The sequence below is a fragment of the Rhizobium sp. LC145 genome (assembly GCF_001005825.1).
In the GTDB taxonomy this organism is placed as follows: domain Bacteria; phylum Pseudomonadota; class Alphaproteobacteria; order Rhizobiales; family Rhizobiaceae; genus Neorhizobium.
In genome coordinates this window covers 70,115-94,287 of record NZ_LBHV01000001.1, presented here as the reverse complement: position 1 = coordinate 94,287, position 24,173 = coordinate 70,115, and the positions used below count along the sequence as shown (strand labels likewise).

Genomic DNA, 24,173 nt, shown 5'->3' with positions numbered 1-24,173 from the left:
GCGCTTCACCGCGCCTGAAACTGAGCCGGCGCGCCGTTCGATATTGGGCGCCAAACCTGGAGGCGTCCCTTGGACGACAAGACCAGCGATCATACCGCTCTCAAGAAAACGCCGCTGCACGCGCTGCATGTTTCGCTCGGTGCGAAAATGGTGCCGTTCGCAGGCTATGACATGCCGGTGCAATATCCGGCAGGCGTGCTGAAGGAGCACCTTCAAACCCGCGCCGCCTCCGGCCTGTTCGACGTCTCCCACATGGGTCAGGTGATCGTCAAAGCGAGATCCGGCGCCTATGAGGATGCCGCGCTCGCCCTCGAAAGCCTCGTTCCGGTCGATATCCTCGGCCTCAAGGAAGGCCGTCAGCGCTACGGTTTCTTCACCGATGAGAACGGCGGCATTCTCGACGATCTGATGATTACCAATCGCGGCGACCATCTGCTCGTCGTCGTCAACGCCGCTTGCAAGGAAGCCGATATTGCGCACATGAAGGCGCATCTTTCCGGCTGCGACGTGACGCCGCTCGAGGATCGCGCGCTTCTTGCCCTCCAGGGACCGCGCGCAGAAGCAGTGCTCGCCGAATTCTGGCCGGATGTCACCGACATGAAATTCATGGATGTCTGCGACGCCAGCCTTCACGATGTTCCCTGCATCATCTCCCGCTCCGGATATTCCGGAGAAGACGGTTTCGAGATCTCAGTTCCCGCCGAAAGCGCCGAACAGATCGCCAAGGCTCTGCTCGAAGACCCGCACTGCATGCCGATCGGGCTCGGCGCGCGTGACTCGCTGCGCCTCGAGGCCGGCCTTTGTCTCTATGGCAACGATATCGACACCGATACCTCTCCGATCGAAGCTGCGCTCGAATGGGCGATCCAGAAGGCCCGCCGCAACGGCGGTGCTCGCTCCGGCGGTTTCCCGGGAGCGGGCCGTATTCTGGATGAACTCACGAACGGCACCTCGCGCCGCCGTGTAGGGCTGAAGCCCGAGGGCAAGGCACCGGTCCGGTCGCATGCCAAGCTTTACGCCGATGCGGAAGGCCGCCGGGAGATCGGCGAAGTCACGTCCGGCACATTCGGCCCCTCGGTCGAAGGCCCGGTCGCCATGGGCTACGTGCCGACCGATTTCGCTGAAGCCGGCACCCAGGTTTTCGCCGAGGTGCGCGGCAGATATCTGCCTGTCGCCGTCGCGGCTCTTCCCTTCATTACCCCAACCTACAAACGCTGAAAAAAGCTCCGGAGAGAGAACCATGCTGAAATTCACCGCCGAACACGAATGGCTGAAGCTCGAGGGCGATATCGCCACCGTCGGCATCACGAGCCACGCCGCCGAACAGCTCGGCGACCTCGTCTTCGTGGAGCTGCCGGAAGTGGGCGCGGAGCTTACCAAGGACGGCAATGCCGCGACCGTCGAGAGCGTGAAGGCTGCTTCCGACGTCTATTGTCCGCTGGATGGCGAAGTCACCGAGATCAATCAGGCGATCGTCGACGATCCGTCGCTTGTCAATTCGGACCCGCAGGGTGCTGCCTGGTTCTTCAAGCTCAAGCTGAAGAACGTCAGCGATGCCGATGCTTTGCTTGATGAATCCGCCTACAAGGAACTGATCGGATGACCGATAGCACCGATTTCCACTTCACCGATTACCAGCCGTACGATTTCGCCAATCGGCGGCATATCGGCCCCTCGCCGTCCGAAATGGCCGAGATGCTGAAGGTGATCGGCTATCCCTCGCTCGATGCGCTCATCGATGCCACTGTGCCCTCCTCGATCCGCCAGCAGGTGCCGCTCACCTGGGGTGCGGCGCTCACCGAGCGGGAAGCGCTCGACAAGCTGCGCGAGACCGCCAACAAGAACCAGGCGCTCGTCTCGCTGATCGGCCAAGGCTATTACGGCACCATCACGCCGCCGGTCATCCAGCGCAACATCCTGGAAAACCCCGCCTGGTACACGGCCTATACGCCCTATCAGCCGGAAATTTCGCAAGGCCGGCTCGAAGCTCTCCTCAATTTCCAGACGATGATCTGTGACCTGACGGGCCTCGACGTCGCCAATGCCTCGCTGCTGGACGAGGCGACCGCGGCCGCCGAAGCCATGGCGCTCTGCCAGCGCCAGGCGAAGTCGAAGGCGACCGCCTTCTTCGTGGATAGCGCCTGCCATCCGCAGACCATCGCGCTGATCGAGACGCGCGCCGCCCCGCTCGGCTGGACCGTGATCGTCGGCGACCCGATGACCGACCTCGACCCGGTCGACGTCTTCGGCGCGATCTTCCAGTATCCCGGCACCCACGGCCATGTGCATGATTTCTCGGGCCTGATCGCCCGCCTGCACCAGACTGGCGCGGTCGCAGCCGTCGCTGCCGACCCGCTGGCGCTGACGCTGCTCAAATCCCCAGGCGAGATGGGCGCCGACATCGCCATCGGCTCCTCGCAGCGCTTCGGAGTGCCGGTCGGTTACGGCGGCCCGCACGCGGCCTATATGGCGGTCAAGGATGCGCACAAGCGCGCCATGCCCGGCCGGCTTGTCGGCGTGTCGGTCGATGCCCGCGGCAACCGCGCCTACCGCCTGTCGCTGCAGACCCGCGAGCAGCACATCCGCCGCGAAAAGGCGACGTCGAACATCTGCACCGCCCAGGTGTTGCTCGCCGTTATGGCCTCCATGTACGGCGTCTTCCACGGTCCCGACGGGTTGAAGGCAATCGCCCAGCAGGTCCACAAAAAGGCCGTGCTGATGGCCAAGGGCCTCGAAAAGCTCGGCTATGTCATCGAGCCCGACACGTTCTTCGACACCCTCACGGTCGAGGTGGGGCATATGCAGGGCCTCATCCTGCGCGCCGCCGTCGCCGAAGGCGTCAACCTGCGCAAGGTCGGGAATACGAAAATCGGCATGTCGCTCGACGAGCGCACCCGCCCCGCGACGCTGGAAGCCGTCTGGCGTGCCTTCGGCGGCAATTTCAAGGTCTCGGATTTCGAGCCGGAATACCGCCTGCCGATCGCGCTTCTGCGCAAGTCGGAATACATGACGCACCCGATCTTCCATATGAACCGCGCGGAAAGCGAGATGACCCGCTATATCCGCCGGCTCTCGGACCGCGATCTGGCGCTCGACCGGGCGATGATCCCGCTCGGCTCCTGCACCATGAAGCTGAACGCGACGGCGGAAATGCTGCCGATCACCTGGCCGGAATTTTCCGACATCCATCCCTTCGTGCCCGCCGATCAGGCCCTCGGCTACAGGGAGATGATCGACGATCTTTCCCAAAAACTCTGCCAGATCACCGGCTACGACGCCTTCTCCATGCAGCCGAATTCCGGCGCGCAAGGGGAATATGCGGGCCTGCTCACCATCCGCAATTTCCACATCGCGAACGGCGACACGCATCGCGACGTCTGCCTCATCCCCACCTCCGCGCATGGCACCAACCCCGCCTCCGCGCAGATGGTCGGCATGAAGGTCGTGCCGGTCAAGGCGCGCGAGAACGGCGATGTCGATCTTGAGGATTTCCGAGCAAAAGCAGAGCAATATGCGGAAAACCTCTCGTGCTGCATGATCACCTATCCCTCCACGCACGGAGTGTTCGAGGAAACGGTCAAGGAGATCTGCGAGATCACCCACAGCCAAGGCGGTCAGGTCTATCTCGACGGCGCCAACATGAACGCCATGGTCGGCCTTGCCCGCCCCGGCGACATCGGTTCCGACGTCAGCCACCTGAACCTCCACAAGACATTCTGCATTCCGCATGGCGGCGGCGGTCCCGGCATGGGGCCGATCGGCGTTAAGGCGCATCTGGCGCCCTATCTGCCGGGTCACCCGGAAGCGGACGGCCGTGAAGGCGCGGTCTCGGCGGCTCCGTTCGGCTCGCCCTCGATCCTGCCGATCTCCTGGTCCTACTGCCTGATGATGGGCGGCGAAGGGCTGACGCAGGCGACCAAGGTGGCGATCCTTAACGCCAACTATATCGCCGCCCGGCTGAAGGGCGCCTATGACGTGCTCTACAAGTCCGAATCCGGCCGCGTCGCGCATGAGTGCATCATCGACACGCGCCCGCTCAACGCATCGGCCGGCGTCTCGGTGGACGATGTGGCCAAGCGCCTGATCGACTGCGGCTTCCATGCGCCCACCATGAGCTGGCCGGTGGCCGGCACGCTGATGATCGAGCCGACCGAGAGCGAGACCAAGGCCGAACTCGACCGATTCTGCGATGCCATGCTGGCGATCCGCGAGGAAGCCCGTGACATCGAGGAAGGCCGGATGGACAAGGTGAACAACCCGCTCAAGAACGCGCCCCACACGGTGGAAGACCTTGTCGGCGAATGGGATCGTCCCTACAGCCGCGAGCAGGCCTGCTATCCGCCCGGCGCCTTCCGGGTGGACAAATACTGGTCGCCGGTCAACCGCGTCGACAACGTCTACGGCGACCGCAACCTGGTGTGCACCTGCCCGCCGATGGAAAGCTACGCCGAGGCGGCCGAGTAGTAACCTTCTCCCACCTCCCCCTTGAGGGGGGAGGTCATCGCGTAGCAATGGGTGGGGGTGATGTCCGGTTCTGTTCACCCCACCCCGGCACTGCGTGCCGACCCTCCCCCTCAAGGGGAGGGTGAGTGCGGCACCGTCAGAAGATAAAAAAGAAAGGATGGCCCGATGGATGAGCAATCGAACGGTAGTTCGCTCTGGAACAAGTTCTTCGACACGGATTCGATCGCCGGCACCGGCCGTATCGTCGGCCTGATCGTCGTCTTCGTCGTCATCGGCGGCGGGATCTCCTGGTTTTTCGGCTAGGGCGCACCTGAAATTTTTTCCGGCCCTGTCGGATCGGCGAACTTCGGTTCGTCCTAGTGTCGTACGCTCCATCAATTCAGAAGGATCACGACCATGCCAAGCACTATTCGTCTGCATCGCGTCCTCGCAACCAGCCCGGAAAAGGTCTATCGCGCCTTCATCGAGGCTGACGCACTTGCCAAATGGCTTCCGCCGAACGGCTTCACCTGCACCGTTCACCAGTTCGAGGGAACGGAAGGCGGCAAGTTCAAAATGTCCTTCCGCAATTTCACGACCGGCAATAGCCACTCGTTCGGTGGCGAATACCTGGAACTCGTACCGGGCGAGCGGGTGCGCTATACGGACAGGTTCGACGATCCCAACCTGCCGGGCGAAATGCAGGTAACCGTCATCCTGAAGAAGGTTTCGGTCGGAACCGAGATCGATATCACGCAGGCCGGCGTGCCCGACCTCATTCCCGCCGAAGCCTGCTATCTCGGCTGGCAGGAATCGCTGCGAAACCTGGCGAAGCTTGTCGAGCCGGATATCAACGAATAGCGCATTCTCCAGGACTGCTCCTTCCAAGCGCGGATTCCTCCCTTGGCTCCACGGTCTCTTCGTCATCCCGGCCCTGAGCCGGGATCCAGCCACGCGAAGTCCTTCGCGTGAAAAGACTCTTCCGCGCCGCGGACGCGGCGCTGCTGGATCCCTGTGACTGATCCTCGGATCAAGTCCGAGAACAGGGATGACGGAGGAGGCGTTTCGCCTTCTCATACGCCCTGGCCACGCCCGGCATGCCGTCGTGGTTTGGATTAGGATCGGACGGGGAGCTGAAAGCTGCCTCGTAAGTTTTAGTTTAGGTGACACCTCTCAGCGCCCCGTTCGGCGGTTTATGCCCGCGACTTCGATCTCTCTGCCGTGGCCGCGCAAGGGACATTAAGGCGAAGAACTTGCCGTTTTTAGGCCGAACCCTCTCGCCACCCATTCACTGTCGCCACCATGTGTGCCGCACAGGCACGCCCGGCGCGCTTTTTCGGGCATCAAGAGATGATGGGCCGGTCCGAAACCCGTCATCTCTCCCCGTGTCGCCGGAGGGAGACCATTTTCCGCGAACCCGGATCATGAGGTTTTGCGTCTTGCCCTCATGACCCGCGCCGGTTCCGCCTCGCCGGGACGCCTCCCGGTGTATCCGTGACGGAACGGGGAGATTGTAGGCACAGGTTCGGAGAACGGGGATGAAGGGAGGCAAAAATTTCTTTAAGTCGCTGATATAATTGAACGGCTTATCGGGGAACGTCCCCGCCCCTGCGACTTGTCAGCGACGCGCTTCCGTCGCCATTCGCACGGCAAGGCCCGCCAAAACCGTCCCCATCAGCCATCGTTGGATGACGAGCCATGTCGGGCGATTGGCGAGGAAGACCGCAATCGTTCCAGCCGCAATCGCGATCATCGTGTTGACGATGACGCTTATGGAGATCTGCGTCAAACCGAGGACCAGCGATTGGGTCAGCACGCTGCCATGATCCGGGCTTATGAATTGCGGCAGCAACGAGAGATACATGACCGCTATCTTGGGATTGAGCAGATTGGTTAGAAATCCCATCAGGAAAAGCTTACCGGGGCTGTCTTTCGGCAGATCCCTCACCTGAAAGGGAGACCTCCCACCCGGCTTCACCGCCTGCCATGCCAGATAAAGCAGGTAAAGCGCACCTGCGAACCGCAGCGCATCATAGGCATAGGGAACAGCCATGACGATCGCGGTAATCCCGAATGCGGCGCACATCATGTAGAAAACGAAGCCAAGGGCAACGCCGCCCAGGGATATCAGCCCCGCTGTGCGGCCCTGGCAAATGGACCTTGAAATCAGATAGACCATGTTCGGGCCGGGTGTCAGCACCATGCCCAGTGCAATCAAAGCAAAAGCAAGCAGACTGGTTGTTTCCGGCACGAACGAAGCCCCTCTTTTGATCCTGTTTACAGGACCGCTTTCGAAACGTCACTGGATCGATTGCTCGGGCTTCGCCGTCGCTGCCCCGGCCCTTCGCTTTGGCTCAGGGCGTTCGGTCCTCGAAACGATTCACTGGATCGTTTCGTCGGCTACGCCGACCGGACCTCACCCCACAAATGCCCGCTCGATGACGAATTCGCCCGGCTTGTTGTTGGCGCCTTCGTTAAGGCCGGCCTTTTCAAGCAGTTCCTTGGTGTCCTTCAGCATGGCCGAAGAACCGCAGATCATGCCGCGGTCGATCGCCGGATCGAGCGGCGGAACGCCGAGATCGGTGAAGAGCTTGCCGTTTTCGATCAGGTCCGTGATGCGGCCCTGGAAGGGATAATCCTCGCGGGTCACGGTCGGATAATGCTTGAGCTTGTCGCCGACGATTTCGGACAGGAACTCGTGGTTCCGGATCTCTTCCATCAGGTCGAAGCCGTATTTCAGCTCCGCCACTTCGCGGCAGGTATGGGTGAGGATCACCTCGTCGAATTTTTCGTAGGTTTCCGGATCGCGGATGAGGCTTGCAAACGGCGCGATCCCGGTGCCGGTCGAAAACATGTAGAGACGCTTGCCGGGGGTCAGCGCATCGAGCACCAGCGTGCCGGTCGGCTTCTTGCGCATCAGAACCGTGTCGCCCGCCTTGATCTTCTGGAGATGCGAGGTCAGCGGCCCGTCCGGCACCTTGATCGAGAAGAATTCCAGCTCCTCGTCCCAGGCGGGGCTTGCCACCGAATAGGCGCGGTAGATCGGCTTTTCGCCGACCATCAGGCCGATCATCGCGAACTCGCCCGAACGGAAGCGGAATGCGTCGGGTCGGGTCATCCGGAAGCGGAACAGGTGCTCGGTGTAATGCTCGACGTCAAGCACCGTCTCGGCATAGACGCCGTCCGGGATCTTCGCCGCTACGAAATCTTCATTCTTTGCTGGAGCGTTCATGCCTGGTCCGTCTTGGTCTTTTTGGGTTCGCGACAAGCGAATTATACCATGCGAGGCCGCTTTTGAAGGCATCACAATGCCTTTGTCGCCGCCTCGCGCAAAATATGTGCCTCATTCTCCGGTTTTTGAAGAGGCCAGCCCAGTTTAACCGGCAGCCGCGGCCTTTCGCCGCCAGCTATAGGCCTGCTGGCCTTCGGCTGGCCGCGCCGTAGGCTGATAGTGGACGGCGATCCCCGGCAGGCGGCCCTCTTCCAGCCGCTTCAGCGCGGTTTCGTTCTTCACGGCGAAGCTGTCTATCCCCACCCGCAGCATCAGCGGGATCTGGTCAATCAGCACATCACCGACCGCGCGAAGCTCGTTGCGATAGCCGAGCCGCTCGCGCAGCAGCGAGGCATGGCTGAACGCCCGGCCGTCGTTGAAGGCGGGGAAGGCCACCGCGACGATCTCGAGGCGATAGAGATAGGGTTCGAGCTTGCGCACGTCGTCGGCGGGCTTGACCAGCACGCCGAGCCCGACATCGTTGCTTTCCTCTGCCCTGGCGATCAGCTCATCGAGCGGCAGCAGCACTTTCTGCTCTTCCGTCGCCTTCAGCTCCTCGGTTTCGATCACCCAGGGATCGTTTTCGACGAAGCCGGTTTCTCTCCATATCTTCGTCATCATGCCGCCTCCGCCTTGGCATCGCCATAGAGCGCGTCCTTGAAAGGCTGCGGCCCGACGCGGCGATAGGCATCGAGAAAGATCTCATCCTTCGAGAGGCGAAGGCTGAGATAGGTGTCGACGATGGTCTCGATCGCGTCCGTCACCCGCTCGGGCTCGAAGCCGCGGCCGATGATCTCGCCGATCGAGGTATTCTCGTCGCCGGAACCGCCGAGCGTGATCTGGTAGAGCTCGGCCCCCTTCTTCTCGACACCCAAGAGGCCGATATGGCCGACATGATGGTGGCCGCAGGCATTGATGCAGCCGGAAATCTTGATCTTCAGCTCGCCGATCTCTGCCTGCCGCTCCGGCGAACCGAAGCGGGTGGAGATTTCCTGCGCGACGGGGATCGAACGGGCGTTCGCCAGCGCGCAGTAGTCGAGCCCAGGACAGGCGATGATATCGGTGATGAGCCCGGCATTGGCGGTCGCCAGCCCCTGCGCCACCAGCGCGCGATAGACCGGCTCGAGATCGGCAAGCGCCACATGCGGCAGGATGACGTTCTGCTCGTGGCTGATGCGGATTTCGTCGAAAGCATATTCCTCGGCGATATCGGCGATCGCATCCATCTGCTCATGCGTGGCATCGCCCGGAATGCCGCCGATGGGCTTGAGCGAAATCGTCACCATGCCGTAGTCGGGATGCTTGTGCGGCTGCACGTTCTGGCTCACCCAGCGGGCAAAAGCCTCGTCGGTCTTCTTCCAGCCGGCGAGCTGCGCCCAGCCTTCGGCGCGATCGGCCAGCGCCGGAGGCGCGAAATAGGCGCCGATCGCCTGGACATCGGCTTCCGGCAGCTTGAGTTCGGTGCCCTGCAGATGGACGAATTCCTCCTCGACCTGGCGGGTCAGCTCTTCGACGCCGGTCTCGTGCACGAGGATCTTGATGCGCGCCTTGTACTTGTTGTCGCGCCGGCCATAAAGATTGTACACGCGCATGATGGCGGTGATGTAGGAAAGCAGATCCTCTTCCGGCAGAAAATCGCGGATCTTCTTGGCAACAAGCGGCGTACGCCCCTGCCCGCCGCCCACATAGACGGCAAAACCGAGTTCGCCGGCCTCGTTCTTCTTCAGATGCAGGCCGATGTCATGCACCTGGATCGCGGCGCGGTCGCGCTCCGCACCGGTGACGGCGATCTTGAACTTGCGCGGCAGGAAGGAAAATTCCGGGTGGACGGAGGACCACTGGCGCAGGATTTCCGCATAGGGACGCGGATCGGCGACCTCATCGGCCGCAGCACCGGCGAAATGGTCGGCGGTGACGTTGCGAATGCAGTTGCCGGATGTCTGCAGTGCGTGCATCTCGACGGTCGCAAGCTCGGCCAGGATATCCGGCGTATCGGAAAGCTTCGGCCAATTGTACTGGATGTTCTGGCGGGTGGTGAAATGGCCATAGCCGCGGTCGTATTTGCGCGCGATATGCGCCAGCATCCGCATCTGCTTCGCGTTCAGCGTGCCATAGGGTATCGCGACGCGCAGCATATAGGCGTGCAGTTGAAGATAGACCCCGTTCATCAGGCGCAGAGGCTTGAAGGCATCTTCCTCCAGCTCGCCGGAAAGGCGGCGCGCCACCTGATCGCGGAACTGCTCCACGCGGCTCGTTACAAAAGCGTGGTCGAATTCGTCGTAACGGTACATGATTTCCTCAGACTGCGATGAATGCCGGATCGGCGGGGCGGAAGCCGGCGGCATATTCCATGGTCGGGCCCTGGGCCCGAATGCGCTCGCGCAGGCGAAGCGGCCAGATCTGCCCGCCGGCTTCCTGCACCTCGATGACGTTCACATCCACGACGCGATTGGCGGCGAAATCGCGCTTGCCGATCGCTTCCAGGGAGGCGATGGCCTCCGGATGGCGCGCAATCAGTGCGTCCTGCAGCTTCTCCGTCCACTGGCCGTTCGCATCGAGCCAGACGGCGATGCCGTCGGACAGGCGGTTGGCGGTCAGAACCTTGTCGGTCATCCTCTCATTCCCACTTCCTCGCGAGCCTTCGCATGTTCGGCCTTGAATGCCGAAAGCGGCTCGGACTTCTCGAAATTCGCACCGGCGACAGCCTCGCCGATAATCACCATTACCGGGCCGGAGAGATCCTCCCGCGCCTCGAGATCGGGCAGCTCCCGCAGAACGCCATGGAAAAGCCGCCGGTCGGCGCGGCTGGCATTCTCGACCACCGCAACGGTCGTTTCAGGCGCAAGCCCGGCTCCCATCAGCCGCTCGGCGACGGAGGCGGCGACCGTGCGCCCCATATAGACGGCAATCGTCGCGCCGGAAACGGCAAGGCTCGCCCAATCCGGCAGGACGTCGCCGGCAAGGTCATGGCCGGTGGTGAAGATCAACGACGAAGCGACACCGCGCAGCGTCAGCGGCAGGTCGAAATCGGCGGCGGCGGCGAAGGCCGAAGTAATGCCCGGCACGATCTCGTAGGTGACGCCCGCCTCGCGCAAAGCCGCCATTTCCTCGCCGGCGCGGCCATAAACCAGCGGATCGCCGGATTTCAGGCGAACGACGCGCTTGCCCTGGCGGCCAAGCTCGACCAGCAGCCGGTTGATCTCATCCTGGGACTTCGAATGGCAGTTCTTGCGCTTGCCGACGGAAAGGCGTTCCGCGTCGCGGCGGCCCATATCGACGATCGCCTGCGGCACGAGCGCGTCATAGACGATCGCATCGGCCTCCATCAAAACGCGCTGGGCGCGCAGCGTCAGCAGGTCTTCCGCGCCAGGACCCGCGCCCACCAGCCAGACATGGCCTTCGGCGCGGCCGGAACCCGAAAGCAGCGCATTGGCCGAGCGGCGAGCACCGGCCAGATCGTTCGCATCCACTGCGCCTGCGACATCGCCGGAGAAGAAGCGGCGCCAGAAGATGCGGCGCGAGACGCCACGCGGCACCAGCCGCTCGGCTGCGTCGCGATATTCGGCGGCAAGGCCTGCAAGCCGGCCGAGAGAGGGCGACAGCATCTGATCGATGCGGGCGCGGATCATCTGCGCGAGAACCGGTCCGGCACCCTCGGTGCCGATGGCGACCGCCACCGGCGCACGGTTCACCAGTGCCGGCGTGTAGAAATCGCAAAATTCCGGCTGGTCGACGGCATTTGCGGGAATTTTCCTCGCCCGGGCGGCAAGAACGATGTCGCGATCGAGGGCCGCATCGCCGGTCGCGGCGAACACGAGAGCGGCATTTTCCACCTGTTCGGGAGAGAATTCGGCCGCGACGATCTCGATACCCTGCCCTGACAGGAAAACGGCATAATCCGCTTCCGGATCAGATGCATAGGCGACGATCTTCGCATCCGTGTTCAACAGAAGCCGGACCTTCGCAAAGGCTTCGTCGCCATTCCCGAACACGGAAACCCTCTTGCCGCTGACGCGGAAGAAGGCGGGAAAGACCGAAAGGCGCTCGGATTTGTTGAACATGCGGACATCCTGATCCATGCGCGCACCCTACCCTGAAGACGGCTGCAAGATGAAGAAACGGATATGCCAAGAGATTGCACCTACAGCATTTTCCTTCTCGCAAGCGCGCGATCTGGAGTAAAAGCCACCGCATGGCGGAAATCTGGCCCTTTCCACCGGGGTTTATGGGGGAATCGCAATTTTCGCCTTCCGCCATCAACCTCGTCCGCCTAGACTGCAACGCACAATCCGGAAGCTGAACATCGATGACGATTGCCGCCCGCCTGCTCGACGTGATCGAGCACGATATCCTGCCTTTGACCCATCGGGGCGTCGCCGCCGGCAACAAGGTTTTCGGCGCCGCGATCCTTAAGAAATCCGACCTTTCGCTGGTGATCGCCGAGACCAACAACGAACTCGAAAACCCGCTCTGGCACGGCGAAGTCCATGCCCTCAAGCGGTTCCACGAAACGACTCCCGGCATCCCGACCAAGGATCTGATCTTCCTTTCGACCCACGAGCCCTGCACGATGTGCATGTCGGCGATCACCTGGGCCGGTTTCGACAATTTCTACTATTTCTTCAGCCATGAGGATTCGCGCGATGCCTTCGCGATCCCCCACGACCTCAAGATATTAAAGGAAGTCTTCGGCCTGGAGCCCGGCGGCTATCGGCGCACGAACGCGTTCTGGCATTCTTATGCGCTTGCCTACCTCGTCGAGGCCGAAAGCGAGCCGCGGCGCACGGAGCTGAAGACGCAGGTGGCGCGCATCAGAGCGGCCTATGACGGACTTTCCGGCATTTATCAGTCCGGCAAGGACGATAACAAAATCCCTCTCGCCTGAGATCAGGACACGATCATGGAAGCATCCAAGGATATTTCGCGGCTGATCGAGATCATGGCGGCGCTCCGCACGCCGGGCACCGGCTGCCCCTGGGATCTCGAGCAGAATTTCTCGACGATCAAGCCCTATACGATCGAGGAAGCCTATGAGGTCGCCGACGCGATCGAGCGCAACGACATGGACGATCTCTGCGAGGAATTGGGCGATCTTCTGCTGCAGGTCGTGTTCCACGCCCGCATGGCCGAGGAGGCGGGAGAGTTTTCCTTCGGAAACGTCGTCGAGGCGATCACCAGGAAGATGATCCGCCGGCATCCGCATGTCTTCGCGGTTTCGGATGCCGCGACCCCGGACGCGGTGAAGGTGCAGTGGGATGCGGTGAAGGCCGAGGAAAAGCGCGAGCGCGCCGAAAGGCGGGCCAAGCGTGCCCTCGGGTCAAGCCCGAGGGTGACGGAGGATTTCAATGCGGGCTTTCTCGGCAGCGTCCACCGCAGCCAGCCGGCGCTGACCGAGGCGGTGAAGCTCCAGCAACGGGCCGCCAAGGTGGGGTTCGACTGGTCGGAGGCGGAACCCATTCTCGACAAGATCGAGGAGGAGATCGGCGAACTTCGCGAGGCGCTGCACAGCGGCAGCCAGGACAAGGTGGCCGACGAACTCGGCGATCTCATCTTCGCACTCGTCAATATCGGCCGGCATGTGAAGGCCGATCCGGAAGAAGCTCTCCGCAGCACGAATACGAAGTTCCGGCGGCGTTTCAACTATATAGAAACGTCTCTTCAACAATCGAATGAGACATTGGAGGCCGCCACGCTGGAGCGCATGGAAGAGCTCTGGCAGGCGGCCAAGGCGATCGAGCGGCAGATCGGCTGAGCATTCCCGCTGGCGCTTGCCTTGCCGGAACCCGACGATATCTATTTTTGATCGATCCGGATCGGGAGAATGGCATGCAGGAAGATAGCGCTCGGCTGGGCGCCCGCACGGCGCGGGCGACAGTGCTTTTCATCGTCTTTCTCGCCATCCTGATATTCGTCACGGCCGGAACGCTGAACTATTGGCAAGGCTGGCTCTATCTCGCAAACTTCACGTTCTGGATCGCTGTCACCGGCTGGTATGTGGTGACCTACGATCCCGCGCTGGCCGCAAGGCGGATGAGATCGGGGCCGACGGCGGAAACCGAACCGGCGCAGAAACGCATTCAGGCCTTCAACAGCGTCGTCATGATAGCGCTCTACCTGGTGTCCTGCCTGGACTACCGGTTTTCCTGGTCGTCGGTGCCGACGGCGATCGTCATCCTCGGCAATATCTTCACGGCGCTAGGTTTCATCGGCTGCCTGATCGTCTTCCGGCAGAATTCCTATGCGGCGGCGACCGTTGGCGTGCAGGCCGGGCAGACCGTCGTTTCCGACGGCCTCTACGGCATCGTGCGGCACCCGATGTACAGCGCAGCACTACTCCTCTTCGCCGGCACGCCGCTTGCTCTCGGATCGTACTGGGGACTGCTGCCGGTGCTTTTCATCGTCGGCGGACTGGTGGCCCGGCTGCTGGACGAGGAGAAACACCTGCGCCTGAATCTGGCGGGATACGCAGCCTATTGCGAGAAGGTGCGATACCGGCTGATCCCGCTGCTCTACTAGTTCGCCGTGTTCAGCGCGCTGCAGTTCCGAGCGCTGCGGCGAGTAGATCGGCCAGGCCGCGCCCGGCGCTGCCGTCCTCATCAAGGCGCGGATTGTAGATAGTGATCTCGATGCCGACTGCCTTGCCGCTCGCCAGGGCAACCCGAAGCGCGGCCCTGAGCTCGTCCCACGACAACCCGCCCGGCACGCGGAAATCGACAGCCGGCATGATGGCGTCGTCGAGGCAGTCTGCGTCGAGATGGATGAAGAAGCCGTCCAGCTCCTCACGCGTCAGGTGGTCGACCGCTTCGCGCGCGGCGGCCTCGATGCCCATCGCGCGCACGGCGAGAAGGTCGAGCGCCTTGAGCTCTTCGGGGAGCGGCTGGCTTCCGTACTCCTCCTGATCCTTGTGATCGCGATACGCGAACGCGACGGCGTCTTCGGGGCGGACCAGAGGAGCGCGGCCTTCGATGTCGGTCAAGAGCGACGGGCCGTGGCCGGTCACGAAGGCGAGGTCCATCGAGGCACCCTCGCCATTGGGTTCCGCCTCGGGCTGGAAGAAATCGGCGTTGCCGTCGATGAAGAACAGGCCGTGGCGGCCGCGCCGTCGAAACGCGAGCATCGAGCCCAGCAGGATCGTGCAATCGCCGCCCAGCACCACCGGAAACTCGCGAGCGTCAAGCACCGCTTCCACGGCGTCGGCGAGCTTGGGCGACCACGCCGCAATTGCCCCGGCATTCAGGACGCCGGTCTCGGGATCGGGCTTAGGGTCCTTCGGAGGCACCGCCAGTCGCTCGGCGCGGCGCGCATGGATACGCTCCGCAAGACCGAGATCCAGGAGCTGGCCGGACAAGCGCTCCACACCGTCCGTCGCCAAGCCCAGCGTAGACGGGGCTTCGACAATTGCATAGGGAAGGGTCGGCATGCGCACCTCCGTCAGCGGCTATTTTGCGGAGCCCGGCTTCGTCCCGTAACGGCAGCTTCTGGTAATTGTTCCCTCAAAGCCGAGTGTCGTTTGTCCACCCATCTCAGCCGTGCGCGTTTATGGGCTCGCGGCAAGGACAGCAACCTATACCGTCCGCTCTCCGGTGATGCGCCTCTGCAGATGGTTCTCGAAGAAGCGGTTGAGCGCCCTTCTTGTGGGTTTCTCGACAAGGTAGAAACTCGTCAATGCGGCCAGGACGCCAGCCAGGAGCAGCAGAAGCGTCGGAGCCGTGTCGGCCCGGTAAAGCTTGTAGAACGGCTGCTGCCAGAGATAGAGCGAATACGACCACAGCCCCGCATAGGTGAGCACCCTGGTCGACAGGAACTTCTTGAAAACCGGCGCGGCGCTGTCGATCGTGGTGATCGAAAGCGCAAGCATGGATGTCGACAGGCCGAACGAGAGGGTGTGATCGGGCAGCATCTTCGCCACCACCGCGACCAGCAGCGCCGCCGGGGACAGCCACCACGGGCTTCGGCGCCCGCGGAGAATCAGCCAAAGGCCGCCGGCCATGAATATGCCCGCGACCGACACGTCGCTGCGCCAATGGGTGTAGAGGACACTCGCGCCGAGTTCCGTCCGGACGATGCCGTTCAGCATTGCCGCAGCGCCGAGCGCGACCACCAGGGCGCCGACCGGAAACAACCAGCGGCGGTGTAGAAACGCGATTCCCGCCAGGAGAATATAGGCATGCTCCTCGACGCAGAGCGACCATAGGTGATCAAACAATGCCACCGTATGGGTATAGATCATCGCGTAGTTGATCGTGAACGTCAAAGCAAGCAGCGCCGCCACGGGACCGTGCGACAACTCCGTACCCTGAAAGAAAAGCGTGGTGATGACTACAAACGCAAGGAGAGCCGGGTAAATTCGCGAAAAACGCCTGAAGAAGAAAGTAGGCAATTCTGCTCGCTTCACGAACAGTATTTCCGACATCAATCGCCCCGATAAAACGAAGAACAGATCGACGCCGAATGTACTAATACCAGGCTTGAATTCGTCCAGCCAGAAATGGCCTAATATTACGAAGAGTACCGCTATACCGCGCCAGCCATCCAGATAGGCAAGATGCGTTCCGGTTTCTTCACGCGGCTGATTTTGTACCATGCGAATACCATAATTGCCGGCCCCGCAACGATACTGCAAAATTCCCGGCCGTCGTCAACGCTTCATTTTGCACTGCAAAAAACCGGCAATATCATGACGCGGCACGGCAGACGGCTCCGGCCATTGATGCCAGCCGCGGCGCGGACGGAAGTCCTAGCGCTCCCAGTCTTCCTTGGCGGGTTTGGGGCCGTTGCCGAGCCGGCGCTCCAGTTCCGCGGCCTGGCGCTCGGTCAGCCGGACGTCGAGCGTCACCGAACCGTCCTCGTTATCCTGGCGATCGTCCACCACGGCGTCGCTGTAGATCCAGGAAACCAGGGAAAGCTTGTCCGCCGGAATGGTGATCGTGGTCTCGGTCAGCACGCCCGAAAGCCGCCTGGCGATCTCCTGCATCAACGCGTCGATGCCCTCGCCCGAAATGGCGGAAACCGCCATCACGTTCTCTCGGGCACCGGCCTTTTCCGTGATCGCCTCGTGGGTTTCGGGATCGAGCTTGTCGACCTTGTTCCACACCTCGATGATGCGCTCGGCTCCTTCCTTTTCGCCGATGCCGAGATCGGCGAGAATGCGAAGCACGTCGCCCGCCTGGGCGGCATTGTCCGGATCGGACATATCGCGCACATGCAGGATGAGGTCCGCCTCCAGCACCTCTTCGAGCGTCGCGCGGAAGGCGGCGACGAGATGCGTCGGCAGGTCCGAGATGAAGCCGACCGTATCGGACAGGATGACGGTCCGCCCATGCGGCAGCTTCATGCGGCGCAGCGTCGGGTCGAGCGTAGCGAAGAGCATGTCCTCGGCAAGCACCCCCGCGCCGGTGATGCGGTTGAAGAGAGTCGATTTTCCGGCGTTCGTGTAGCCCACCAGCGCCACGATCGGGTGCGGCACCTTGCGGCGCTTGGCGCGATGGAGCTGGCGGGTGCGAACGACCTGCTCCAGCTCGCGCTCGAGGCGAACGATTCGGTCCTGCAGGAGCCGGCGGTCGGCCTCGATCTGTGTTTCGCCGGGGCCGCCCATGAAGCCCGCGCCGCCGCGCTGGCGTTCGAGGTGAGTCCAGCTCCGCACGAGCCGGCCCTTCTGGTAGTTGAGATGGGCGAGATCGACCTGCAGCGTGCCTTCCTTGGTGGAAGCCCGGCGGCCGAAGATTTCGAGGATGAGGCCCGTCCGGTCGATGACCTTGGCGTTCCATTCCTTTTCGAGATTGCGCTGCTGCACCGGCGTCAGCGGATGATCGACGATGACGAGACCGGCATCATGCTCGTCGAGCAGCGCCTTGATCTCTTCGATCTTGCCGGTGCCGATGAGGGTTGCCGGACGCGGCTGGCCGACCGACACGATCATGCCCTCGGTGATCGTCAGATCGATCGCCTTGGCAAGCCCAACCGCCTCTTCCAGACGCGCCTCGTTGGAGCGCTGGGGAGCGGGCATGGCATCCCCCTGCCCGGCCCGCGGCTTGCCCTGTTTCAGGACAGGCACGACGACGGCCGCACGCATGTCGTCCCGGTGACGCTTGGTCTCCGGGATCATCGAATCGTTCGAGGTATCGCGAATGACTATCTCTACCTGTCCTTAAGCCGCGTTCTCTTCGGTTTCGAACATCTGCAGGGGCTGGCCCGGCATGATGGTCGAAATCGCATGCTTATACACCAGCTGAGAATGGCCGTCACGGCGAAGAAGGACACAGAAATTGTCGAAAGAGGTTACGACACCGGTCAGCTTTACGCCGTTGATCAGGAAAATCGTGAGAGAGATCTTCTGCTTGCGAACTGTATTGAGAAATAAATCCTGCAGGTTCTGAGAACGTTCCGCCATAGCGCCGCTTCTTTCTTTTTTGCCGGCCGACGAGGACCGGGAGTGATCACGCTTTTAGAGACGGGTGGGAATGCCTCGTGCTTCCCCTTCCCCCCGGATGCCTTGGTTATCAAATCGCTGTCTTCTCCGCAACTTCGAAAAAGGCGTCGCGGATGCCCTGGGAAACGCCCCCCGGATGGCCGTTCGCGATGGGTCTGCCATCCACTTCGACGATGGGAACGCAAATGCCCGTCGCGGAGGTGAAGAACACTTCGCGCGCCGACATCATCTCCTCGACGGAGAACTCCCGCTCGACATATCGCAGCCCGAGCTTATCGGCCACGTCCATGGCCGTGGTGCGGGTGATTCCCTTGAGAATGCCGTGTTCGGCCGGCCTTGTGACCAGAACGCCATCGGCATCGACGATCCAGACATTGGAGGAAGCGCCCTCCATCACGATGCCCGCGGCATCGATAAAGATGGCGTCCTGCGCGCCGGCATCCTTCGCCTGCTGCTTGGCGAGCACGTTCGGCAGCAAGCCGACGGTCTTGATGTCGACCCGATCCCAGCGGTTCTCCGGAACCGTGATGACCTTGATGCCGGTCGCATATTTGCGGGCGGCGACCGAAGGATCGGTGCTCTTGGCGGTGATCGTCAGCGTCGGCGGGGTCGTCTCGGCGGGGAAATAATGGTCGCGCCGCGCAACCCCGCGGGTTACCTGCAGATAGAAGATGCCGTTCCTCACCCGGTTGCGCCTCAGAACCTCGCGGAGGACGAAGGTGAGCGCCGCACGGCCCATGGGCGACGCCATGCGCAGTTCGCGCAGGGAGCGGTCGAGGCGATCGAGATGCCGCGTCAGGTCGACGATGAAGCCGTTGCGGACCTCGCAGACCTCGTAGACGCCATCGGCGAACTGGAAACCGCGATCCTCCACATGCACGGCAGCTTCCGAATGCTGCACATACCGGCCGTTGACATACGCAATCCTCGACATGGACTTTCCTTGCTCGAAATCTGTCAGAAATATTGGATGGAAACGCGAAACAGCTGCTCGACATCGCGAACGGCCTCGGGAACGGCGAAGAGGACGACCCGGTCGCGCGATTTGATCTTCGTATCGCCGCTCGGGCGGAGCACCTCGCCGCCCCGGTAGATCGCGCCGATGCGGATGCCGTCGGGCAGATCGAGTTCGCGGAACGGCCTTCCGACGAGCGGAGAGGTTTCCAGCGCCTCGGCCTCTATCACCTCGCCCGTGCCCTGCTGCACCGAATAGACGGAGCGGATGCGCCCCTTGCGGACATGCTGGAGAACGCGCGAGATCGTGACGGCGCGCGGATTGATCTGCGCGTCTATGCCGAGCGAATCCGTCACCTTGTTGAGGGAGGAACTGTTGATCAGCACCAAGTTCGACTTGCAGCCATTGGCCTTGGCCATGACCGCCGAGAGGATGTTGATCTGGTCGCTGTTGGTCAGCGTCACCATCAGGTCGGCTTCCTGAATATCCGCCTGGGCGAGGATATGCTGGTCGAGGGCCGAACCGTGCAGCACGATCGTGTTGCGCAACTGCTCCGAGATCGCAAGCGCGCGCTCACGATTGCTCTCAATGATCTTGATGCGCGTGCGCGGCTGGTGCTCCTCGATCGTGCGGGCGACGTAATAGCCGATATTGCCGCCGCCGGCGATGATGATGCGGCCGGCCTCCTGCTCCTCATGCCCGAAGAGGCCGAGCGTGCGCCGCACATGCTCTCGCTGGGCGATCACATAGGCAAGATCGCCCACCTGGAGCTGATCGGCGGAGCGGGGGATGAGCACGCGGCCGTTGCGATAGATGCCCACCACGGTCGCCATCAGATCCGGAAAGAGCTGCGAAAGCTGCTGGAGCGGCGTGTTGACGACCGGGCAATCCTCCATGCATTCGATCGCCACCATCGAGATACGGTCGTCCGCGAACCGCACGACATCGGTGGCACCCGGAAAGGAGATGCGCCTGAGCACCATCTTGCCGACCTCGATCTCCGGCGAGATCGTGACGTCGATCGCCATGTTCTGGCGGCTGAAGAGATCGGCATATTCCGGCTGCAGATAGTTCTGCGCGCGAATGCGGGCGATCTTGGTCGGCACGCTGAAAAGCGCATGCGCCACCTCGCAGGCGACGATATTGACTTCGTCGTGCAGCGTGACCGCGATGATCATGTCGGCGTCTTCCGCGCCCGCCTTGGCAAGCACGTCCGGATGCGCGCCATGGCCCACATAGCCGCGCACATCCAGCGTCTCGGTGATCACGTTGATCAGCGAAGCCTCGGTGTCGATCACCGAAACGTCGTTGTCCTCCTGCGACAGGCGCTCGGCGATGCCGTAGCCCACCTGCCCCGCTCCGCAAATTATGACTTTCATGACTGGACTTTCATCGGATGACGCCGCCCGGAGGACTCAAGGATACGGGCCCTTATACGCCAAGCGATTTCAGTTTGCGATGCAGCGCGGAGCGCTCCATGCCGACGAATTCGGCCGTGCGGGAGATATTGCCGCCGAACCGGTTGATCTGGGCGATGAGATAATCGCGCTCGAACATCTCGCGCGCCTCGCGAAGCGGCAGCGTCATGATGTGATAATCCCCCTTGGCGGAAACCTTGGGCAGCATGTCGCCGAGATCGGTGGGCAGCATGTCGGCGGAAATGGCGGTATCGGGACCATCCGAGCGGGCGAGAATCATCAGCCGCTCGATATTGTTGCGCAGCTGGCGGATATTGCCCGGCCAGTCATGCGCCTGCAGAACGGCAAGCGCATCCTCGCCGATCTTGCGCGGACGGATGCCCGCCTGCTCGGAAATCTGGCGCATGAACATGTCGATGAGGAAGGGAATGTCCTCCCGCCGCTCGGCGAGCGCCGGCACCTTGACCGGCACCACAGCGAGCCGATGATAGAGGTCCTCGCGGAAGGAGCCCTCGGCGATCAGGCTCTCCAGATTGTAGGCGGTCGACGAGATGATGCGCACGTCCACCTTCACGCGCTTGGAACCGCCGACACGCTCGAACTGCTGGTCGACCAGCACCCGCAGGATCTTGTTCTGGGTCTCGCGCGGCATTTCGCCCACTTCGTCGAGATAGAGAATGCCGCGATGGGCCTCCTCCAGCGCGCCGATCTTGCGCGGCTGGCCGGGAGCGCCTTCCGTGCCGAACAGCGCGACCTCCATCCGGTCCGGGGTGATGGTGGCAGCATTCAGCGCCACGAAGGGACCGCCTGCGCGGGAAGACTTCTTGTGGATCATCCGGGCGACGAGCTCCTTGCCGGCTCCGGACGGCCCGAAAATCATGATGCGGCTGTTGGTGGGCGCAACCTTGTCGATCGTCTGGCGAAGCTGCGAGACGGCGACCGACGTGCCGACGAGCTCCGCCGCATCGCCGGCGCGCTTCTTGAGCTCGCTGACCTCGCGCTTGAGCTTGGAATTTTCCAGCGCCCGCTCGGCGATCAGGATCAGCCGGTCCGCCTTGAACGGCTTCTCGATGAAATCGAAGGCGCCGCGCTTGATCGCCGAAACGGCGGTCTCGATATTGCCGTGACCGGAGATCATCACCACCGGCATTTCCGGATGGCGGCTCTTGATCTCGTCCAGCAAGGCCAGACCGTCGAGCTTGGAGCCCTGCATCCAGATATCCAGGAATACGAGCCGCGGCGCACGGTCCGAAATGGCGGCAAGCGCGCTGTCGCTGTCGTAGGCGGTGCGCGTTTCGTGCCCTTCGTCGGACAGAATGCCGGAAACGATCTCGCGGATATCCGCCTCGTCATCCACGACCAGAATATCAGACGCCATATGCCACTTCCTTGTTATTGTCGGTTCCGGGCGCGGCCGCATGCGCGACATGCGGCAGCAGCACCCTGATCATGGCCCCGCGGCCATGATCGAAATCGGCGGGCGCATCGTGCAGTTCGAGCTGCCCGCCATGTTCCTCGATGATCTTCTTGACGATCGCGAGCCCGAGGCCCGTGCCCTTCTCGCGCATGGTCATATAGGGTTCCAGGATCCGGTGCCGGTTCTCGGTCGGAAGGCCGCTGCCGTTGTCGACGACATCGACCACGAAAAGATCGCGGTTGTGATCGAAGCGGGCGCGCGCGAGCACCTTGCGCCCGTCGCGCTCCTGATCGCTGGGAACCGCCTCGATCGCCTCTACCGCGTTCTTCACCAGATTGCCGAAAGCCTGGCCGAGCATGCGTGCATCGAACATGCCGATCAGCGGCTCCTCGCCGAGATCCTTGAAGAAGTCGATATGGGTGGTTCCCATCTCCCTCAGGAAGACCGCGTCCCGCAGGATATCCCTGAGGTCGGCCTCCTCCTTGGCGGGCTTGGGCATGCGGGCAAAGGAGGAAAATTCATCGACCATGCGGCCGATATCGCCCACCTGACGCACGATCGTATCGGTGCACTGGTCGAAGACGGCACGGTCGCTCTCGTCGATCTGCTTGCCGTAGCGCCGCTTCAGACGTTCGGCGGAAAGCTGGATCGGCGTCAGCGGGTTCTTGATCTCGTGCGCGATGCGGCGCGCCACGTCCGCCCAGGCGGTGGAGCGCTGGGCGATGACGAGATCGGTGATGTCGTCGAGGGTGATGACGTAGGAATCGTTCGGCGAGCGCTGCTCCTCGCGCGTCACCTGCACGGAAAGCGTCCGCTCCTTGCCGCCGCGCATCAAATTCACCTGCTTGCTGAATTCGCCGCGGGCGCGCGCCGCCGCTTCCGTCAGGACCTGGTCGATCTCGGGCGCGACGTCCTGCAACCGCTCGCCCACCAGCTTATCGGCCGGCAGGCCGAGGAATTCCTCCGCCGAAGGGTTGGCGATGGTGATACGGCGATCGTCCTCCACGCCGATCACGGCGGCGGTCACGCCCGAAAGCACCGCCTCGATGAAGCGGCGGCGATCGTCCACCTCGTCCTTGGCCTCGAGGATTTCGTCGTGCTGGCCGCGGATTTCCGAAATCATCTTGTTGAAGGTGCGCGAGAGGTTCCCGACGTCGCCATCGGCGGCGCGCACCGGCACCACCACGTCCAGATTGCCGGTCGCCACGCTGTCGGCCGCGCTGATCAGCAGGCGGATCGGCCGGACGATCCGGTCGGCGACCGCGATGGCGGCCCAGATCGCGGCAAGAAGCACGATCAGCGCAAAACCGAGATAGAGCACCGCGAAGGCGAGCTGCAGCGAGGTCCGGCCGGCCTGCATGGCCTGGTACTCGACCGTGTTCTCCTCCATGAGCCGCATCGCCGACATCACCTTCGGATCGACGGCCCGGATCGTATAAAGAAGCGTGCCGGAAATTCCGTCGAGCTTGATGACCGCGCCGACGAGATTGGTGACGCCGGGCGGGATGAGCGTCGGCTGGCCCTTGGCGGCACTTTGCAGCGCATCCTGAGGGATCGCCGGAAGCGGCCGCTCCGTCTTGATATCGGCCTGCGCGACCGCCTGCCCGTCGTCACGCACGAGGAAGGCCCCGAGCATTCCGCGCCCGCGCGCCTGGCGGGTCATCAGCTCGATGAAGCCGGTACGGTCGAGATAGAACATCGCCCTGTTGCGTTCCAGGTCGTTGCCCATGGAGGCTGTCTGCCCCTGAAGGTAGCTCGCATTCTCGAGCTGGTAGGCGCGCGCCACATCCAGCGACGAGCGGACGATCGCCTGGGTTCGCAGCGAAAACCAGCGGTCGAGACCGACATTGAGCGTAAGGCTCGCGAAGATCGCGACCAGCACGGCCGGCGTGATGGCGACGATGGAGAACAGGACGACGATGCGCACGTGAAGGCGTGCGGCCGCCCGCCCCTTGGCCCGTGCCTTCACGAGACGCGAGACCTCGCGGCCGATCAGGTACATCAGCCCCAGGATGAAGAAGGAATTGAGGACGGCGGAAGCGATCACCACATTCGTGGTGGGCGCGATCGGGGTGAGCCCGAGCAGCACGAAGAGCGTGAGCATCGCGCAGATGAGCGCGCCGCCGCCAAGCAGAAGCCCCGGCAGAGCGAAGGAGGCTCTCCGGTCCTGTACGGCCCCTGACGGCTCCTCGTCAGCCATCGGCGCGGTCGCACGCTGCGTCATTGAATAAACTCCGATC

At 62.6% G+C, this 24,173-nt stretch carries 22 protein-coding genes; 8 read left to right on the top strand and 14 right to left on the bottom strand.

The features are described from left to right. Positions 1–69 precede the first annotated feature (69 nt). The 5 genes from gcvT (at position 70) to YH62_RS00455 (ending at position 5,304) form a co-directional block, all read left to right on the top strand. Entirely contained in the window at positions 70–1,218 is a 1,149-nt protein-coding gene (gene gcvT, locus YH62_RS00470) for a glycine cleavage system aminomethyltransferase GcvT (RefSeq protein ID WP_046792206.1), read from the top strand. 22 nt (positions 1,219–1,240) lie between these two features. Then, complete coding sequence (gene gcvH, locus YH62_RS00465; protein WP_046792205.1) at positions 1,241–1,603, top strand: glycine cleavage system protein GcvH; 363 nt, start codon at positions 1,241–1,243, stop codon at positions 1,601–1,603. Beyond that, entirely contained in the window at positions 1,600–4,464 is a 2,865-nt protein-coding gene (gcvP, locus tag YH62_RS00460; protein WP_046792204.1) for an aminomethyl-transferring glycine dehydrogenase, read from the top strand. The genes gcvH and gcvP overlap by 4 nt, the downstream gene beginning before the upstream one ends. 165 nt (positions 4,465–4,629) lie before the next feature. Continuing rightward, the gene (locus YH62_RS29920; protein WP_156176904.1) at positions 4,630–4,767 is read left to right on the top strand and encodes a hypothetical protein; all 138 of its coding nucleotides are present in this window, start codon (positions 4,630–4,632) and stop codon (positions 4,765–4,767) included. Between the two features lie 93 nt (positions 4,768–4,860). Then, the gene (locus tag YH62_RS00455) at positions 4,861–5,304 is read left to right on the top strand and encodes an SRPBCC family protein (RefSeq protein ID WP_046792203.1); all 444 of its coding nucleotides are present in this window, start codon (positions 4,861–4,863) and stop codon (positions 5,302–5,304) included. 757 nt (positions 5,305–6,061) lie between these two features. Here YH62_RS00455 and YH62_RS00450 read toward each other — a convergent pair. The 6 genes from YH62_RS00450 to cysG form a co-directional block, all read right to left on the bottom strand. Beyond that, positions 6,062–6,694, bottom strand: coding sequence for a LysE family translocator (locus tag YH62_RS00450; RefSeq protein WP_046792202.1), 633 nt, complete (start codon positions 6,692–6,694; stop codon positions 6,062–6,064). Positions 6,695–6,859: 165 nt separating this feature from the next. Continuing rightward, on the bottom strand, positions 6,860–7,675 hold the full coding sequence (locus YH62_RS00445; protein ID WP_046792201.1) for a ferredoxin--NADP reductase: 816 nt from the start codon (positions 7,673–7,675) through the stop codon (positions 6,860–6,862). A gap of 144 nt (positions 7,676–7,819) precedes the next feature. Further along, a complete protein-coding gene (locus tag YH62_RS00440; protein ID WP_046792958.1) occupies positions 7,820–8,332 on the bottom strand; it encodes a DUF934 domain-containing protein in 513 nt (170 codons plus the stop codon). Continuing rightward, complete coding sequence (locus YH62_RS00435) at positions 8,332–10,005, bottom strand: nitrite/sulfite reductase (RefSeq protein ID WP_046792200.1); 1,674 nt, start codon at positions 10,003–10,005, stop codon at positions 8,332–8,334. The genes YH62_RS00440 and YH62_RS00435 overlap by 1 nt, the downstream gene beginning before the upstream one ends. Positions 10,006–10,012: 7 nt before the next feature. Then, on the bottom strand, positions 10,013–10,327 hold the full coding sequence (locus YH62_RS00430) for a DUF2849 domain-containing protein (protein WP_046792199.1): 315 nt from the start codon (positions 10,325–10,327) through the stop codon (positions 10,013–10,015). Continuing rightward, the gene (cysG, locus tag YH62_RS00425) at positions 10,324–11,775 is read right to left on the bottom strand and encodes a siroheme synthase CysG (RefSeq protein ID WP_046792198.1); all 1,452 of its coding nucleotides are present in this window, start codon (positions 11,773–11,775) and stop codon (positions 10,324–10,326) included. Before cysG ends, YH62_RS00430 begins: the two co-directional genes overlap by 4 nt. A 245-nt stretch (positions 11,776–12,020) precedes the next feature. Between cysG and YH62_RS00420 the strand changes: the two genes are divergently transcribed. The 3 genes from YH62_RS00420 (at position 12,021) to YH62_RS00410 (ending at position 14,230) form a co-directional block, all read left to right on the top strand. Then, the gene (locus YH62_RS00420) at positions 12,021–12,599 is read left to right on the top strand and encodes a nucleoside deaminase (protein WP_046792197.1); all 579 of its coding nucleotides are present in this window, start codon (positions 12,021–12,023) and stop codon (positions 12,597–12,599) included. Positions 12,600–12,614: 15 nt separating this feature from the next. Further along, positions 12,615–13,466, top strand: coding sequence for a nucleoside triphosphate pyrophosphohydrolase (gene mazG, locus YH62_RS00415; RefSeq protein WP_046792196.1), 852 nt, complete (start codon positions 12,615–12,617; stop codon positions 13,464–13,466). 74 nt (positions 13,467–13,540) lie between these two features. After that, positions 13,541–14,230: an isoprenylcysteine carboxylmethyltransferase family protein gene (locus YH62_RS00410; RefSeq protein WP_052760309.1), complete on the top strand. Its 690-nt coding sequence runs from the start codon at positions 13,541–13,543 to the stop codon at positions 14,228–14,230. A 10-nt stretch (positions 14,231–14,240) separates the two neighbouring features. Here YH62_RS00410 and YH62_RS00405 read toward each other — a convergent pair whose 3' ends face one another. From YH62_RS00405 to YH62_RS00370, 8 genes are all read right to left on the bottom strand, one after another. Further along, a complete protein-coding gene (locus tag YH62_RS00405) occupies positions 14,241–15,134 on the bottom strand; it encodes an arginase family protein (protein ID WP_046792195.1) in 894 nt (297 codons plus the stop codon). 144 nt (positions 15,135–15,278) lie between these two features. Beyond that, a complete protein-coding gene (locus YH62_RS00400) occupies positions 15,279–16,298 on the bottom strand; it encodes an acyltransferase (protein ID WP_046792194.1) in 1,020 nt (339 codons plus the stop codon). A 153-nt stretch (positions 16,299–16,451) separates the two neighbouring features. Continuing rightward, positions 16,452–17,786 (bottom strand): GTPase HflX, encoded by a 1,335-nt coding sequence (gene hflX / locus YH62_RS00395; protein ID WP_046792956.1) that lies wholly within the window; start codon positions 17,784–17,786, stop codon positions 16,452–16,454. A gap of 75 nt (positions 17,787–17,861) precedes the next feature. Then, positions 17,862–18,104, bottom strand: a complete 243-nt coding sequence (gene hfq / locus YH62_RS00390) for an RNA chaperone Hfq (RefSeq protein ID WP_046792193.1) — start codon at positions 18,102–18,104, stop codon at positions 17,862–17,864. A 109-nt stretch (positions 18,105–18,213) separates the two neighbouring features. Next, positions 18,214–19,077: a D-amino-acid transaminase gene (locus YH62_RS00385; protein WP_046792192.1), complete on the bottom strand. Its 864-nt coding sequence runs from the start codon at positions 19,075–19,077 to the stop codon at positions 18,214–18,216. Between the two features lie 23 nt (positions 19,078–19,100). Next, positions 19,101–20,477 (bottom strand): Trk system potassium transporter TrkA, encoded by a 1,377-nt coding sequence (gene trkA / locus YH62_RS00380; protein WP_046792191.1) that lies wholly within the window; start codon positions 20,475–20,477, stop codon positions 19,101–19,103. Positions 20,478–20,529: 52 nt separating this feature from the next. After that, the gene (locus YH62_RS00375; RefSeq protein WP_046792190.1) at positions 20,530–21,894 is read right to left on the bottom strand and encodes a sigma-54 dependent transcriptional regulator; all 1,365 of its coding nucleotides are present in this window, start codon (positions 21,892–21,894) and stop codon (positions 20,530–20,532) included. Beyond that, the gene (locus YH62_RS00370) at positions 21,884–24,157 is read right to left on the bottom strand and encodes a PAS domain-containing sensor histidine kinase (RefSeq protein WP_046792189.1); all 2,274 of its coding nucleotides are present in this window, start codon (positions 24,155–24,157) and stop codon (positions 21,884–21,886) included. The genes YH62_RS00375 and YH62_RS00370 overlap by 11 nt, the downstream gene beginning before the upstream one ends. Positions 24,158–24,173 lie beyond the last annotated feature (16 nt).